Origin of the sequence: Streptomyces sp. NBC_00358, from assembly GCF_036099295.1 — a bacterium.
Lineage (GTDB): Bacteria > Actinomycetota > Actinomycetes > Streptomycetales > Streptomycetaceae > Streptomyces.
This window is the reverse complement of sequence record NZ_CP107976.1, coordinates 5,092,780-5,107,885: the sequence shown is the minus strand read 5'-3', so window position 1 is coordinate 5,107,885 and position 15,106 is coordinate 5,092,780. Positions and strand designations below refer to the sequence as shown.

Here is a 15,106-nt window from a genome sequence, read left to right as displayed (position 1 = left end):
GTCCAGGTGGTCCAGGTGGTCCAGGTGGTCTAGGTGGTCCAGGTGGTCTAGGTGGTCTAGAGGTCGCGCTGGGCCTCGTAGAGATTGCGCGGCCGTACGACGTCCGTCGTCCCGTACAGCTCCAGCCGCGCGTGCAGATCCCCGGTGAAGTCGGGTACGTCGGTCTGGTCGAACTCGGTGACCTCGTTGACGCCGACGGTGGCGCTGTAGGGGGCGAGACCGTCGATCTTCATCAGTCCGGCCCTGCCGTTGGTGACCCTGATGTTCCAGTGGGTGAAGCGCGCGCCGAACAGGGGCCCCGCGGAGGCGTCGCCGCCGTGCCGGCCGTCGTTGTACACGGTGATGTCGGTACGGACGTTCGCGAAGGGCAGTCCGCGGTGGGAGTCGAAGGTACCCATGCGCATGTCACCGCGCGACCAGACGTTGTAAGAGGACAGTCCCTCGACGTTGATGCCGTGCAACTGGGTTCCGGCGGGCGCGGGGACGGTGCGTTCCTCGACGGTGAAGTCCTCGACCAGGTTGTCGTGCGAGCCCTCGCGGCAGAAGTACGGGTGGTGCGAGCCGCGTCCGGCGACGGTCGTACGGCGCAGGGTGCAGGCGGAGGCGGCGACGAGGCCGAATCCGTTGTCGACGTGGCGGACCGTGACGTCGTCGACCCAGCAGTCGTAGGCGCACTGGAGGACGACGCCGTTGTAGCCCTTGTCGAGGAGGTGCGGGGACTGCGGTGTCTCCACCGCCTCCAGGGTCAGCCCCTCCACCCCCGAGCCGGTCAGTTCCTCGACGTGCGTGGTCAGCCGCGGGTCCCACTCAGGGCGTACGTCGAGGGGGAGGGGGCGTTCGAGGGTCACCCTGCGGCCGCGCACGCGCGCGATGCGGACGGGCCACTCGTAGGGGACGTAGGAGGTCAGTTTCGTCTTGTCGTCCCAGAAGTACGCCTCGGGCCCGGGGCCGCCGCCCGACATGTGCTCCAGGAGGGTGTGGCCTGCGTCGTCGGCCAGGCGGAGGAGGACGAGCGTGCCGGGGCGGAGCTTCGAGGCGTCCGCGACGGTCACCGTCCAGGATCCCTGGCGCGCGGGCTCGACCGTGGTGAGGGTCCGCCAGGCGTCACGCGTGTTGCCGGTCCAGCCCTCGAAGGGCCAGGCCTTCGCCCTGACGGCGGCGACGAGGGAGTCCCAACGGGCCTGTGGGGCGAGCCAGATGAGGCCGCCGGCCCAGGACCACGACGACTTGTCGCCGCCGTAGCGGGATCCGTAGCCACCGATGAGCTCGGTGAGGTTCCTGGTCGCGTACAGCGTCGTACGGCCGCTGCCGGCGCCCCGGAGGACCACGTTCGAGTGACCGATGCGGATCAGGTCGTCGATGCGGAACGTCCCGGGAGGGATGGTGACCGTGCCACCGCCGGCCCTTCCGGCTGCGGCGATGGCACGGTTGATCGCGGGGGCGCAGTCCGTGGTGCCGTCGGCGGCGACGGCACCGTGGTCACGGATGTCGGTCACGACGGGGTGACGTGGGAAGCGTGCGGCCCCGCGGTGCGCGCCGGACCTGCCGACGTACGGGACCTGCGGGTGGGTGAACGGGGAGCGGGTGAACTCGCGCCAGATCCGCGGGACTTCGCCGCCCGGCCGGGCGGCCGTTCCCTGGGCGGCGCCGGATGCCACGCCCCCGGACGTCACATCCCCCGATGTCCCGGCGGCCGTCCCTCGCAAGGGTGACGGCGGTGCCGCGTTGGCCCTGGACACCGCGTCCGCCCTCGTCGCCGCCGCGCCGGTCACGGCGGCGGCCGCCACGGCCGTTGCGCTGCCGAGCAGGGCCCGCCTGGTGATCCCCGTGTACCCGTTCCTGTCGGTCATGCCCGTCCGCCCTTCCCTGTGGATCGCGTGCGACCGTCGTGCGACCGTCGTACGACCTTTGCGAATTTCATGGATGTGAACAACGTTCATATCCGCGTCGGCGGTGAGCATGCCACGGGGACCCTGGGCGGGGAAGGGGTCATGCAATGGCCAATTGACGGATGGCGAGGGTCAGTTGGTGGGACGCTGAGTCAGGTTCGTGAACGCGTCCAGATTGCGCGTCGACTCGCCGCGGGACACCCGCCAGGCGTACTCCTTGCGGATCGCGGAGGCGAAGCCGAGTTCCAGGAGGGTGTTGAACGAGCCGTCGGCGGCTTCGAGGACGGACCCGAGGAGACGGTCCACCTCCTCCGGGGTGACGGCGGCCAGCGGCAGCTTGCCGACCAGATACACGTCGCCGAGGGAGTCGACTGCGTAGGCGACCCCGTAGAGCTTGAGATTGCGCTCCAGGAGCCAGCGATGAACCCCTTCGTGGTTCTCGTCGGGGTGGCGGATCACGAAGGCGTTCAGCGACAGCGAGTGCTTGCCGACGATCAGCGAGACCGTCGTCGAGAGCTTGCGGGTGCCGGGCAGTTTCACGACGTACGAGCCCGCCCCGGGGCTCTCCCACTCAAGCTCGGCCTCGGTGAGGACCCTCTCGATGATCGACGCTGCGTCAGCCATGAGGCGAGCGTACGTGACCCGCCTCGGGCGTGACGCGACGGCCGGATGCGATGCGGTGCGGTGCGACGCGGTCGCGTCAGGGGGAGCCGGCGGGTGCGGGGCGGCCGCGTCCCCGGGCGCGGTTCACGCGCGCCCGGGAACGAGTGCGGCACACCAGCGGTCCGGGACCAGTGCGACAGGCCCGCGGCCCGGGACGAGTCGAAAAACCCACGCCCGGCGCCGGGCACCGGGCGCCCTGTGCCCGGTGCCGGACGCCGGGTGCCGGGTGCCCTGTGCCCTGTGCCGGGTGCCGGGCGCCCTGTGCCCTGTGCCGGGTGCCGGGTGCCGGATGCCCTGTGCCCCGTGCCGGGTGCGATAGGGCCCGCGCCACTCGTCACGCGTGGTGCGCGTGGTGCGTCACGCCTCACGCGGGGTGCGGCCCACGGCACGCCTCACGCGGGGTGCGGCCCACCGCACGTGTCACGCGTGGTGTGCCCGTACCCGGCGGCGGTGGTCCTGGGTCGCGGCCGTGTACACGTCCGCCGTCGCTGCCGCCGCGGTGTCCCAGCCGAACTGCTCCGCGTGCCGTGCCGCGGCGGCGCCCATCCGGGCCGTGAGTGTCTCGTCGTCGGCGAACTCCCGCAGCACGCGCGCGTAGTCGGCGGGACAGTGGCCGGGAACCAGGAACCCGGTCTCCTGGTGGCGGACGGCCACCGGCAGACCGCCGACCTCGGCCGCGAGTACGGGCGTACCGGCCGCCTGCGCCTCGATGGCGACGAGCCCGAAGGACTCGCTGTACGAGGGCATGACCAGCACCGACGCGGCCCGGAACCAGTCGGCGAGCTGGTCCTGCCCGACGGGCGGCCGGAACCGCACGACGTCGGCGATGCCCAGCCGCGCGGCCAGTTTCTGGAGTCCCTCGGGCTTGGCGAGCCCGCTGCCGCTCGGGCCGCCGACCACCGGGACGACGATCCTGCCGCGCAGGTCGGGCCGCTCGTCGAGCAGCACGGCAACCGCGCGCAGCAGGACGTCGGGGGCCTTCAGGGGCTGTATGCGGCCCGCGAAGAGGGGGATCAGGGCGTCCTGCGGGAGGCCGAGCCGGGCGCGGGCGGCGGCACGGCCGTCGGCGGGCCGGAAGCGGTCGAGGTTGACACCCGGGTGGACGACGGCGACCTTGCCGGCTTCCGCCCCGTAGTGGCGGACGAGCTCGTCCGCCTCCTCCGCGGTGTTCGCGATGAGGCGGTCGGCGGCGCGCACGATCTGGGTCTCGCCTATGACGCGGGCGGCGGGCTCCGGGGTGTCGCCCTCGGCCAGCGACGCGTTCTTGACCTTGGCCATGGTGTGCATCGCGTGCACCAAGGGCGCGCCCCAGCGCTCGGCGGCCAGCCAGCCGACGTGTCCGGAGAGCCAGTAGTGCGAGTGCACGAGGTCGTAGTAGCCGGGGCGGTGACCGGCCCAGGCCTGCATGACGCCGTGGGTGAACGCGCACAGCTGGGCGGGGAGGTCCTCCTTGGCGAGGCCTTCGTAGGGGCCCGCGTCGACATGCCGGACGAGGACACCGGGGGCCAGCTCGACGGTGGGCGCGAGTGCCGCGGTGGTGGCCCGCGTGAAGATCTCGACCTCGATGTTGATCGCGGCGAGCCGCTGGGCGAGTTCGACGATGTATACGTTCATCCCGCCCGCGTCGCCCGTGCCGGGCTGGTGCAGGGGCGAGGTGTGTACGGAGAGCATCGCCACGCGACGCGGCCTGCGGTGCAGCCTGAGCCGTGAGGGAGCCGCCGGAGAGCGACGCCCGAGCCTGCTGACGTACTGGCTCACGTGGCGTTCCTCCTTGCTGCGGGCATGCCGGTCGGAGGACGTGTCACGCCCTCCAGGACGTTGAACGCCGGAGGTCTCCGCTCCATTTCCTCTTTGCCGAATCATTACCGCTCATCGCTCAACCGTTCGATCCCGCTGGTCGTCTGCCTCCCTGCCCGCCGGGGATTCCGATGAGGTTCTCCAGCGGTTTCCGTCGGAGTTCTCCACAGGCGTTCCGCGGGCGGCGGGTGGCGGTCGCGGGTTGTCCACAGGGTCAACCGGTCCCCGCCGGGGCCGCCTACTCTCGTACGCATGGCCACCCGCGCAGCGTCCCTCCCCCACTCTCGGCTTCGCTCGAGCGGTGGCACCCCTGTCGTGGGTACGGTGACGCGCGGGACGACGAATCCCAACCGTCTGCGCCGCATGGACCGCTGGATCGCGGCGGTGCACGGCGCCGAACTCCGCAGGGCGCCGGAGCCCGTGGCCGTCGACCTGGGCTACGGCGCCGCGCCGTGGACCGCGGTCGAGCTGCTGACCCGCCTGCGCGCGGCCGCGCCCCGCACCCATGTCTTCGGCATCGAGATCGAGCCGGCCCGGGTGGCCGCCGCCCGCCCGTACGAACGGGAGGGGCTGGCCTTCCGGCACGGCGGCTTCGAGGTACCGGTGCCGGGCCGGCCGCAGCTGATCCGGGCGGCGAACGTACTGCGCCAGTACGACGAGGAGCAGGTCGCCGAGGTCTGGCGGCGACTCTGCGCGCGGCTCGCCCCGGCCGACCCCACCTCCCGCGGCGGACTGCTCGTCGAGGGCACCTGCGACGAGATCGGCCGTCGGCACGTCTGGGTCGCCCTCGGCCCGGAAGGCCCGCGCACGGTCACCTTCGCGACCCGGCTCGGCTCCCTGGACCGCCCGTCCGACCTGGCCGAGCGGCTGCCGAAGGCCCTGATCCACCGCAATGTCCCGGGCGAGCCCGTGCACACCTTCCTGCGCGACTTCGACCGCGCCTGGGCGGCCGCCGCTCCGTACGCGGCGTACGGCGCGCGTCAGCGCTGGATACGCGCGGTGCGCGATCTGACGGCCGACTGGCCGGTCACCGACGGGATCACCCGCTGGCGCCAGGGTGAAGTGACGGTGCGCTGGGAGGCGTTGGCTCCCCGTACGTGACGGAGTGACGGACGCGCCGGGCACCGGACGGACACGCGTACCCGACGAGGGGCCCACGGCACCGGCCGGCACGAGGTCGCGCACACGATCTGCCCGGCCGGGGCCCGGGTACGCCCGAACCGCCCGGCTCCAGGCACACCGAACCGAACGGACCGAACGGACCGAACGGCCGATGGGCGGTCCATGCGTGTCCCGCTGGGAACGAACCCGGTGAGTCGCACGTCACACAGGCGGGGGAGTGAGATCGTCATGCCGAAGCGGGCCTGCGGGAAGGGAGTTCGTGCCCGCCTCGCACGCGGGAGGAAGGGAGTTCTTGCCCGGCTCTGTCGCATTGCGCGCCGACATGGCACGATCCCCAGGCGTCGTAAGTTACTGACGGTAAATCAGTTTGGGGGCAGAGCAATGGGATCCGGCAAGCGGAGTCTGACCACGGCGGCCATGACCCTGGCCTGCGCATGTGTCTGCGCGGTGTTGGCGACACCAGGGACGGCCTACGCGAGCCCGGCACCGAAACCGGCGCCGACCAGAGCCCCCGCGGCGACCCCGACGCCCGTGAGCAACAAGGACCTTGAAGCGGTCCGCGAGAAGCTGGACAAGCTCTACCACGACGCCTCGGTCGCGACGGACGCGTACAACGCCGCCGAGGAGAAGGCCGCGAAGCAGTCCGCCGAGATCGTCGATCTGGCCCAGGAGATCGTCAAGGGCCAGGCGAAGCTGGACGAGTTGAAGGACCGGGCGGGCGCGGCCGCCCGCGCTCAGTACCGCGGCGGCGGGCTGCCGCCCGAGGCCCGGCTGTGGCTGAGCGACGACCCGCAGGCGTTCCTCGACGGCGCGGGGCGGGTGCGGCAGGGCGAGCACGCCACCAAGGGGCTGCTCGACGAGATGGCGCGCACCCAGCAGGACCTGCAGCAGTACGCGAAGGACGCCTCCGCCCAGTGGCGCAAGCTGGAGGACGACCGCGAGGCCAGGGCCGAGGCCAAGAAGAAGATCAAGCAGCGGATCTCCGAGGCCGAGAAGCTGGAGTCCCGGCTGGAGAAGAAGGAGAAGGAGCGACTGGCGAAGCTGGAGGAGGAGGCCGCGTACCAGGCGCAGTCGGCCTGGCTGAGTTCCGGTGTCCTCGCGGACATCAGGAGCGAGGCGTCCGAGCAGGGCAAGAAGGCCGTGAAGTTCGCGACCGACCAGATCGGCAAGCCCTACGAGTGGGGGGCCGAGGGTCCGAAGACCTTCGACTGCTCGGGGCTCACCTCGCAGGCCTGGGCCGCCGCGGGCCACCCCATCCCCCGCACCTCCCAGGAGCAGTGGAAGCAGCTCAAGCACGTCGACGTCAAGGACATGCGACCGGGCGACCTGATCATCTATTTCGACGACGCCAGCCATGTCGGGATGTACATAGGGGACGGCGCGATCGTGCACGCCCCGCGCCCCGGACGCACGGTGACGATCACGGGGGCGGGCTCGATGCGGATTCTGGGCGTCGTACGGCCGGACGCGTAGAGCAGGCGCACAAAACGGCCGAAAGCGTGCCCGAAGGCGCGAACTCCCGGGGGTGTCACGCGTGACGGGCCGCGCGTGACCCACCGCACGTGACCCACCGCACGGTTGCCCGGCCCCCTCCGCCCCGGTGACGTGACCTTCGTCATCCCCGCCGGCAACGCGTCCTGTCCAAATGCGGTACGGGATGCGGCATATGACGGTGGCCCTTCGTCCGGCGCCGTGCCGTCCGGCATTCCGTTGCGGCACCGGCGGGCGCTATGGTCCCCGTCGGTGGGTCGAGGTCCTTCGCCCACCACGCCCTCGGGGGGAGGGAAGGAACCCTGACGATGCCCGTACCCGTACCGCGGCAGAGAGCGATCCCGGCTGTGGAAAGTGGTCAGGCTCAAGCCGTGTTCTCACCCGGCGGCCCATCCGGAGACATCGCCGGCGGCCCCGCCGGGACAACGACGGAACTTCGCGCCACGACCCCGATCACCGGCACCACCCAGCTGACCCTCCTGATCATCGAAGACGACCCGGCGGGTTCGCTCGGCGTGCCCGAAATGCTCGACGCGGCCGGCAAGCCGATCAGGATCCGTACCGCCCGCAACCTCACCGAGGCCGAGCGCCTGCTCACCGACGACGTCCACTGCATCCTGCTCGACCTCGCGCTGCCCGCGCCGGGCCGGGCGGCGGACGGCGTCGACGAGCTGGCGACGCTGAAGCACGTGCTGCGGCTCGCGCCCGGCCACGCCGTCCTCGCGCTCACCGCGTCCGGTGACGCCGAGCGCGGCACGGAGGCGGTGCGCGTCGGCGCCCAGGACTACCTCTTCCGCGACGAGCTGGACAGCCGGCTGCTGAGCCGGGCGATCCGGTACGCGGTGGAGCGGAAGCGTTCCGACAAGGCCGAGCGACGGCTCACCGAGTCCAAGCTGCGTGCCCAGGAGAACGCCCGTCTGGAGCGCGGGCTGCTGCCGACCCCGCTGCTGGAGGGCTCCCCGCTGCGCTTCGCCGCGCGCTACCGTCCGGGCCGCTCACGAGCGCTGCTCGGCGGCGACTTCTACGACACCGTGCGCACGGCCGACGGCACGGTGCACGCGATGATCGGCGACGTCTGCGGGCACGGGCCCGACGAGGCGGCACTCGGTGTGGAACTGCGCATCGCCTGGCGCGCGCTGACGTTCGCGGGCCTGTGCGGCGACGAGCTGCTGTCCACGCTTCAGCAGGTCCTGGAGCACGAGCGCGAGAACGACGAGATCTTCGCGACGCTGTGCACCGTGGACATCGCGCCGGACGGCCGCCGCGCCGGACTGTGCCTCGCCGGTCACCCGTCGCCGTTGATCGCCCGTCCGGGCCGGCCCGCCGAACTGCTGCCGTACGAGAACAACGGCCCCGCGCTCGGTCTGCTCCCGAACGCCCGCTGGCCGCGCATGCAGGTGGAACTCGGTGCCGCGTGGAGCCTGATGCTCTACACCGACGGCCTGATCGAGGGCCACACCGGCGTGGGCAAGGAACGCCTGGGGCTGGACGGCATGGTGGAGATGGTCCGCCGCCAGCTCGCCCAGGGACTCCAGGGCGAGGAACTGCTGCGTGCCGCGGTGAACGAGGCGCGCGAACTCAACGGTGGGGAGCTGGCGGACGACGTGGCGGTCCTGCTGTTGGACCGGGCCCCTTAACTGGTCGCTCGCTTTAGCCGGTCGCTCGCATTCGCGGGTCGCTCGCTTCCGGCGTTCGCGGGGGCCGGTTCCGGTGCCGGGTGCTGTCCGGTGGGTGGGTCGGGGCCGTGCCGGTACATCCGCCCGCATCCGAACGGATCTCAGCGGCGTTTCGAAGTGGGCGTGGGTGTCGATCCGTCCGGCCTGCGGGCATTTGATGTACCGGCACGACCCCTCCCGCGCGCTCCCGGCTGCGGGTGCGTTGTGGTTGCCTTGCCGGCTCTCCGCGCCCGGCTGCGGGTGCATCGGGTTGCTGTGCCTGCTCCGCGCCCGACTGCGGGTGCGTTGTGGTTGCCTTGCCGGCTCTCCGCGCCCGGCTGCGGGTGCGTTGTGGTTACCGTGTCGGCTCTCCGCGCCCGGCTGCGGGTGCGTTGTGGTTGCCTTGCCGGCTCTCCGCGCCTGGTCCGGGGGCTACCTGCCGCCGTTGTACGGGCCGTACGGGCCGTCGCTGCTGCTTCCGCCGCGGCGGCCACCTCCGCCGCCGGAGACCTGCCGCAGGGCGGGACGCACGTCGACGAAGAAGACGATCGTGGCGACCAGGCCCGCGAGTTGCAGGAAGAGCATCGGCACCAGGAGGTTCACCGCCACGGTGACGCCGAGAATGATGAGCCAGAACATCTTGTTCTGCTTGTCGGCGGCTCGGTAGGCGTCCTCGCGGGCGATCGCGGCCATCACCAGCGCCACCACGGCGAGCACGAGCATGGCTGTGAAGATCAGCCACATCAGACCGCCGAATGCCGTCATCAGCACAATGCCCACCGCCCGTTCGAATCGTCTCTACGGTCACCGTACCCGGAGAACGGGCCGGGAACTCAGAGAGTGCCCGGCCCGTCCGCGTAAGGCGGAGTCGTGTTGCCGCCGCTCGCCTACTTCGCGGGCGGAGCCGTCTTCTTGGCGACCGGCTTGCGGGCCGGGGCCTTCTTCGCCGGGCTCTTCTTGGAGGGAGCGTCGTCGGCGACGGCCGTCGGCTTCTCCTCTTCCTTGACCTCGACGGGCTCGGCGTTCGGCTCGACGGCGATGGCGAAGTCCTCGATCTCCTCGGCGGCCTCGCCGCGCCAGGTCCGCACGGTCTGCTCGCCGTGCTCGGCGACCTTCTCGTACGTCTCCCGGGCCTTGACCGCGTACTCCGCGGCGACGCCGACACCGCGCAGGGCGAAGTCCTGGGCGGACTCACCGAGCTTCTTGAGGTCGGTGTCGAGGGTGCTGAGGATCTCCGTCACCTTGGCCTGCAGGTTCTCCTGCGCCACCTTGGCGCGGGCGGTGGCCTTCTCCTGCACGGCGTTCGGGTCGATGTTCTTCACGGTGTCGATGCGCGCCGGGGCCTCGGCGCGGATCTGCTCCACGATGCCGGGGACCTTCTTCGCCTGCTGAACAGCCAGGTCGGCGGTGCCGGCGAGGAAGTAGAGCGGGGTCGGGTCCGTGGCGGCCTTGCGGATGTCGTCGGTGATGGCCATGACGATGGTCCTCCCGTAATCGCTTTCAGCTGAGGGTTGTGGTGATCCGCATGCGGTCAACTCGCGTTCTGCTGCGGATCGGCATCGCTGCCGTCGGCCGTGCGGGGGCCGCGGACGGCGGTGTCCTGTGAAGGCTGGGCGTCCGGTATGTCCTGAGCCTTGGATGCGTCGGTGCCGCGGCCCGCGCCGGTGCCGGGCACCTCGACGCCGTGAGCGGTCTCGTCCGCCGGCGCGATCTCGAATCCGTTCTCCTTGCGGAAGGACTCGTAGATCTGGAGCAGCACCTGCTTCTGCCGCTCGTTCAGCGTGGGATCGGCGAGGATGACGGCACGCGTCTCCACCTCGTCCCGGTCCCGCTCGGCGTCGAGAATGCCGGCCCGCACATACAGCGTCTCGGCGGAGATCCGCAGCGCCTTGGCGACCTGCTGGAGCACCTCCGCGCTCGGCTTGCGCAGCCCGCGCTCGATCTGGCTCAGATACGGATTGGACACCCCGGCGGCGTCGGCGAGCTGCCGCAGCGACAGTTGCGCGGTGCGCCGCTGTTCCCGCAGATACTCACCAAGATTGCCGACGTTGAGCGATGCCATGCGTCCACCTTGCCGCATCCTCGCTAACTATTGCAAGCACCCGCTTGCAAAAGTGTGTCACGCCACTTCGGGCCCTTCGCGTCTCGGCGAGGGCCTCGCTCCCGGGATCAGGACGAGCAGGACGAGCAGACGTGTGGGATGTGCAGGACGTGTGGGAAGTACAGGACGTGACGGTGATCAGCCGGGCTCGGTGCCTAAACACCTCGGCAGCCAGGCGAGGAGATCCCGCCGAGCACGATCACGTCCACCACGAAAACCCTGTCCCTCAACTCCGTATAGCCATGTGACGGGATCGGCGGAATCCCGTCCAGGTCAGGTCAGGTCAGGTCAGGTCAGCGTTTCGGCGAAGCCCTGGCGCCATGACGGCCGGCGCGGCAGCCAGCCGAGGTCACGCTTGGCCTTGGCGTTGGAGAAGCCGCGCCCCTCGGTCATCATCACCACCGCCTGGTCCCCGGCCAGCAGTCGTGCCAGCCACACGGGAATCCGCACGGGCCGTTTCGCTCCCGCGCACGCGGCCAGGTGGGGCAGCCACTCCGAAGCCGGGGCCGGGTCGTCGTCGACGATGTTGAACACGCCCGTCGCCTTCTGCTCCACGGCCAGGACGGTGGCACTCGCCGCGTCGTCGAGATGGATCCACGAGCTGTACCCGGTGGCCCGCCCGACCAGCGGGAACTGCCGCTTGCGCACCAGCTCGACCTGATCGTCGGTGGCGCCGGGACCATAGAAGGCGCCGTACCGCAGGACCGCCCCGCCGACCGCGAGGACGGCCTCCTCGACATGGCGCATCGCCAGCATGCCTCCGTGCGCCGCGGTCCCCTCCATCAGGTCGAGCGGGTCCTCCTCGGTCTTCACCCAGCCGCCCTCGCGGACGCCGTTCCAACTGGCGTAACCCTGCGCGACGACATGAGAGACGCCGGTCGCCCCGGCCGCGGCCAGCAGATGGTCCGTCCCCTCGGTGCGCAGCCGGTTGGTGGTGGCGAACCATCGGTCCGGGTGCTTGAGGTCGGGCTTGCCCGCGTGCGCCATGGAGATCGCGGTCATCTGGTGCACGATCGTGTCCGGTCGCGCGCCCGCCACCGCCTCGCCGACCGACACCGCGTCCAGCCCGTCCATCACGACGGCGTCGGCGCCGAGCCGTTCCAGCAGGCCCCGTTTCGCCGCGCTCGTCGTCGTCGCCGTCACCTGGTGCCCACGGGCCACGAGCTGCGGCACCAGCCGCTGCCCGAGGACCCCGGTCCCGCCTGCCACGAACACCCGCATGACCATCACCCTCGTCTTCCTGATGCACGAATGGCTCTCCCCCCATGGACGAACCGGGAGGGGGCATTTGTGACACGAGGGCGGCGCGCCCGGTCCGGCGGGTGAGGGAGGGGCGCGGACCCCGGCCGCGTACGCTCCGGGGTGGACCGCCTCACGGGCGGAGGCCGAAGCCCATCCGACCTGTGAGGACGAGCGGTTGATCCCCTTGACGGACCCCGCCGGAGTGATCCCGTGATCGCGCTCGTCACCGGCGGCAACCGCGGAATCGGCCGTGAGACCGTCCGCCTGCTGGCCTCCGACGGCCACACCGTGTATCTGACCGCCCGGTCCGCGGAGGCCGCCGCCGACGCGGCCGAGGACATCGGGCTGCCCGGCGTCCGCCCGCTCCGCCTCGACGTGACCTCCGAGGCGGACATCGCGGCGGCGGCCCGGGACATCGACGCGCTCGACGTGCTGATCAACAACGCGGCGATCACGTACGACACCTGGCAGCGCGCCTCGACCGCGGACCTGGACGTCGTCCGCGAGGCGGCCGAGACCAATCTGTACGGGCCCTGGCGGCTGACCCAGGCACTGCTCCCGCTGCTCCGGGCGAGCGGGCACCCGCGGATCGTGAACGTCTCCAGCGAGGCCGCGTCCCTCACGGGCATGGGCGGCGGAACACCGGCGTACTCGGCATCGAAGGTCGCTCTCAACGCCCTGACCAGGATGTTCGCCGCCGAACTGCGGTCCGACGGGATCCTGGTGAACGCGGTCTGCCCGGGCTGGGTCGCGACCGACATGGGCGGGCCGGGCGGCCGGCCCGTCGAGGAGGGTGCCGCGAGCGTCGTCTGGGCGGCCACCCTCGCGGACGACGGCCCTACCGGTGGCTTCTTCCGCGACGGCCGACGCCTGCCCTGGTGACCATCGGGGTCGCGAGGCCGGGCGCCCCGAGGCACCGGGCGGGGGCGGGAGTCACCACGGCAGCAGCCGCACCCGTCGGGAGTCACCAGGGCAGGGGGCGTGCGTGGATCACGTCCAGGTGTGACACCGCCCGGGTCGGCACCACGCCGGCCGGATCCTCAACTCGCCGCCCCTGCGTAGGGATCGGGCCGGTGCCACGCCCATGCCGAGGCGGTCCAGCCCCTGGTTGGCGAGCGCGGCAACGGCCTCGGGCACCCGGAACCCGATCGTCAGGGGGACGACGGCCGCCTCCGGTTTGCCGAGATGGCCGAGATGGCCCAGGAACTCGTCCCGCTCCCGCGCCGCCCGGACAGTCGTGCCCTGTGCGAGGTCGCCGGGCACGGTCAGCGGTCCGAAGGAGGACCGCCGCGCGCTGGCCTCTCCTTTCAGGCGAGCCCGGGGAACCCCGCCGCCAGCCGCGCGAAGGCCCGCTCGGCCGCCGCCTCGGCGTCCGGCCGTACGTCCGTCACCCGCTCGCCCTCCGCGATCCGCCGCAGGTTCTCCTCGGCGAGGATGCGGCGCACGGCCGTGATCTGCCCGGCGGCGAGCCGCGCGTCGAGCCCGGCGCCCAGCGGCTCGGCGAGCGCCCCGGCTAGCGCGGCCTCGGACCGCTCCAGGTACCCGTACATCCGCGCCACCAGCGACGGCGTGCCGTAGAGCAGCCGGTGGAAGGCGAGAATGCCGGGATGTTCGTTGAGCCCGGTGACGGGGTCCTCGCGGCGCAGCCCGTCCAGGAAGTGCTCCCTGAGCGCGTCGATCGCGGACCGCCCGGCCGCCCGGCCCTCCTCGACGACCCGAGCGGCCTCGGTCTCGTGGTCCGCGAACCGGTGCAGGACCAGGTCCTCCTTGGCCGGGAAGTACCGGAAGAGCGTCGGCTTGGAGATCTCGGCGGCGGCCGCGACCTCGGCGACGGACACGGCGTCGAACCCCTTCTCGATGAAGAGGCCGATGGCGGTGTCGGAGACGGCCTGGTACATCCGTTGCCTCTTGCGTTCACGCAGTCCGGTGCCACTCATGGTCACGAGCCTACGCACACGCCGGGAGCCGCCACCCTGTCCGGAATCCCGAGCAGGTCACGGCAGGGGCTTGCCCCCGATCGGGTCGTAGCGCTCGCACCACCTGCCGAGCGATGCCGTGACGTGCTCGATGGTCGGCACCTCGATCCCCAGCGGCTCCCTCGCGGCGCTCAGCACCTTCCGGATCCTGCCGGCGGTGTGGGCGAGGAGGGGACTCCCGTCGGCCGCCGGCTCATCGGCCAGCGGCAGCGCCATCCGGATGACGTCGGTGAAGACGGACTGGGCGCGCTTGTAGGCGAGCAGCTTGGGCAGGTCGTCGGCCCAGCCGGCCGAGCTGCCGGGAGCCTCGCCCTCGACGGCCGCACACCAGTGCCGGATCATCCGCCGCTCCTGGTCCGCGGGATACCGCATCAGGTAGAGATGGGTGGCCAGGTCGTAGAGCGGGTCGCCGAACATCGCCAGCTCCCAGTCGATGGTCCAGAGCCGTTCGTCCGCGTCGACGACGAAATTCTCCCGGTGGAGATCGGCGTGCAGCAGACAGAAAGGACGCTCCGTCAGTCCCGACACATGACTGCGGAGATGCGCGAAGGAGGTCTCGTCCAGCCCGAGGTCGTAGAACAGGCCCTTGAAGCCGGGCATATTCCTTTGGTACACCCGCTTGTCCGTGAACAGGATGAGCCGTTCCAGAAAGCCCGAGGTGTCGCCTTCGGGCGCCCGGTCCGCGGAAGTGCAGGTCCGTTCCGCGGAGAGGGAATCGGGCCGCACACGGGCCAACTGCCTGAAAAGAGAAACGATCTGCACGAAAAGGGACGGAGGGATCTCGCTGCCGGACCCGTACAGCGATCCGAGCGTCCTTCCCTCGATGAACCGCTGGAGGTCGACGCCGCGACCTGCCTCGACAAGGTCGGGGATTCCTTCGATCCGGCCCTTCAGAGCGCTGAGCAGTTGTTCCTCGGAGGCGAAACAGCGCCGGTCGAACCACAGCAGTCCGGGGCGTGGCTCCCGGCATTTCCAGCGGGCCCGTTCGTTCTCTGAGGTCACTCCCGGCAGGTGAATGACATAGGTCTCATGGTGGTAGCCATGGAGTGGTCCTTCGACCTCTCCCACGCCGCCACTCACCTCAGTGGCTCGCAGCAGAGCCGAGGAAGCCGATTCGCGTGACATTGACCGTTCTCTCGCGTGACCGCAACCAATGAGAAAAGAAAGGGG

General features: G+C 71.2%; 13 protein-coding genes and 1 pseudogene. 4 read left to right on the top strand and 10 right to left on the bottom strand.

The window, feature by feature from the left end; all coding sequences use genetic code 11:
- Window positions 1–56: 56 nt before the first annotated feature.
- The 3 genes from OHT01_RS21665 to mshA form a co-directional block, all read right to left on the bottom strand.
- On the bottom strand, window positions 57–1,850 hold the full coding sequence (locus OHT01_RS21665; protein WP_328554772.1) for a glycosyl hydrolase family 28-related protein: 1,794 nt from the start codon (window positions 1,848–1,850) through the stop codon (window positions 57–59).
- A gap of 171 nt (window positions 1,851–2,021) precedes the next feature.
- Window positions 2,022–2,513 carry a YbjN domain-containing protein gene (locus tag OHT01_RS21660; protein WP_328554771.1) on the bottom strand — a complete coding sequence of 164 codons (492 nt, stop codon included), beginning with the start codon at window positions 2,511–2,513 and terminating at the stop codon, window positions 2,022–2,024.
- Window positions 2,514–2,972: 459 nt separating this feature from the next.
- Complete coding sequence (gene mshA, locus OHT01_RS21655) at window positions 2,973–4,310, bottom strand: D-inositol-3-phosphate glycosyltransferase (protein WP_328554770.1); 1,338 nt, start codon at window positions 4,308–4,310, stop codon at window positions 2,973–2,975.
- 291 nt (window positions 4,311–4,601) lie between these two features.
- Here mshA and OHT01_RS21650 point away from each other — a divergent pair, with 291 nt between their 5' ends.
- The 3 genes from OHT01_RS21650 (at window position 4,602) to OHT01_RS21640 (ending at window position 8,599) form a co-directional block, all read left to right on the top strand.
- On the top strand, window positions 4,602–5,450 hold the full coding sequence (locus OHT01_RS21650; protein ID WP_405916725.1) for a class I SAM-dependent methyltransferase: 849 nt from the start codon (window positions 4,602–4,604) through the stop codon (window positions 5,448–5,450).
- Window positions 5,451–5,852: 402 nt separating this feature from the next.
- Window positions 5,853–6,944 (top strand): C40 family peptidase, encoded by a 1,092-nt coding sequence (locus OHT01_RS21645; RefSeq protein WP_328554768.1) that lies wholly within the window; start codon window positions 5,853–5,855, stop codon window positions 6,942–6,944.
- 326 nt (window positions 6,945–7,270) lie between these two features.
- Window positions 7,271–8,599 (top strand): PP2C family protein-serine/threonine phosphatase, encoded by a 1,329-nt coding sequence (locus OHT01_RS21640; protein ID WP_328554767.1) that lies wholly within the window; start codon window positions 7,271–7,273, stop codon window positions 8,597–8,599.
- Between the two features lie 450 nt (window positions 8,600–9,049).
- Here OHT01_RS21640 and OHT01_RS21635 read toward each other — a convergent pair whose 3' ends face one another.
- The 4 genes from OHT01_RS21635 to OHT01_RS21620 form a co-directional block, all read right to left on the bottom strand.
- Window positions 9,050–9,388, bottom strand: coding sequence for a DUF2516 family protein (locus OHT01_RS21635; protein WP_328558209.1), 339 nt, complete (start codon window positions 9,386–9,388; stop codon window positions 9,050–9,052).
- Window positions 9,389–9,504: 116 nt separating this feature from the next.
- Window positions 9,505–10,092: a hypothetical protein gene (locus OHT01_RS21630; protein ID WP_328554766.1), complete on the bottom strand. Its 588-nt coding sequence runs from the start codon at window positions 10,090–10,092 to the stop codon at window positions 9,505–9,507.
- Window positions 10,093–10,148: 56 nt separating this feature from the next.
- Window positions 10,149–10,679 carry a helix-turn-helix domain-containing protein gene (locus tag OHT01_RS21625; protein ID WP_328554765.1) on the bottom strand — a complete coding sequence of 177 codons (531 nt, stop codon included), beginning with the start codon at window positions 10,677–10,679 and terminating at the stop codon, window positions 10,149–10,151.
- Between the two features lie 327 nt (window positions 10,680–11,006).
- Entirely contained in the window at window positions 11,007–11,945 is a 939-nt protein-coding gene (locus tag OHT01_RS21620) for an NAD-dependent epimerase/dehydratase family protein (RefSeq protein WP_328554764.1), read from the bottom strand.
- 225 nt (window positions 11,946–12,170) lie between these two features.
- On the opposite strand from OHT01_RS21620, the gene OHT01_RS21615 reads away from it, so the two are divergent.
- Window positions 12,171–12,842: an SDR family NAD(P)-dependent oxidoreductase gene (locus tag OHT01_RS21615; RefSeq protein WP_328554763.1), complete on the top strand. Its 672-nt coding sequence runs from the start codon at window positions 12,171–12,173 to the stop codon at window positions 12,840–12,842.
- A gap of 150 nt (window positions 12,843–12,992) precedes the next feature.
- Here the strand turns inward: OHT01_RS21615 and OHT01_RS21610 are convergent.
- The 3 genes and pseudogenes from OHT01_RS21610 to OHT01_RS21600 all read right to left on the bottom strand — a co-directional run.
- Window positions 12,993–13,259 (bottom strand): annotated as a pseudogene (locus OHT01_RS21610) (AAA family ATPase); the annotation flags it as partial.
- A gap of 8 nt (window positions 13,260–13,267) precedes the next feature.
- Window positions 13,268–13,897, bottom strand: a complete 630-nt coding sequence (locus OHT01_RS21605; RefSeq protein WP_328554761.1) for a TetR/AcrR family transcriptional regulator — start codon at window positions 13,895–13,897, stop codon at window positions 13,268–13,270.
- Between the two features lie 57 nt (window positions 13,898–13,954).
- A complete protein-coding gene (locus OHT01_RS21600; protein WP_328554760.1) occupies window positions 13,955–14,938 on the bottom strand; it encodes an aminoglycoside phosphotransferase family protein in 984 nt (327 codons plus the stop codon).
- Window positions 14,939–15,106: the final 168 nt, after the last annotated feature.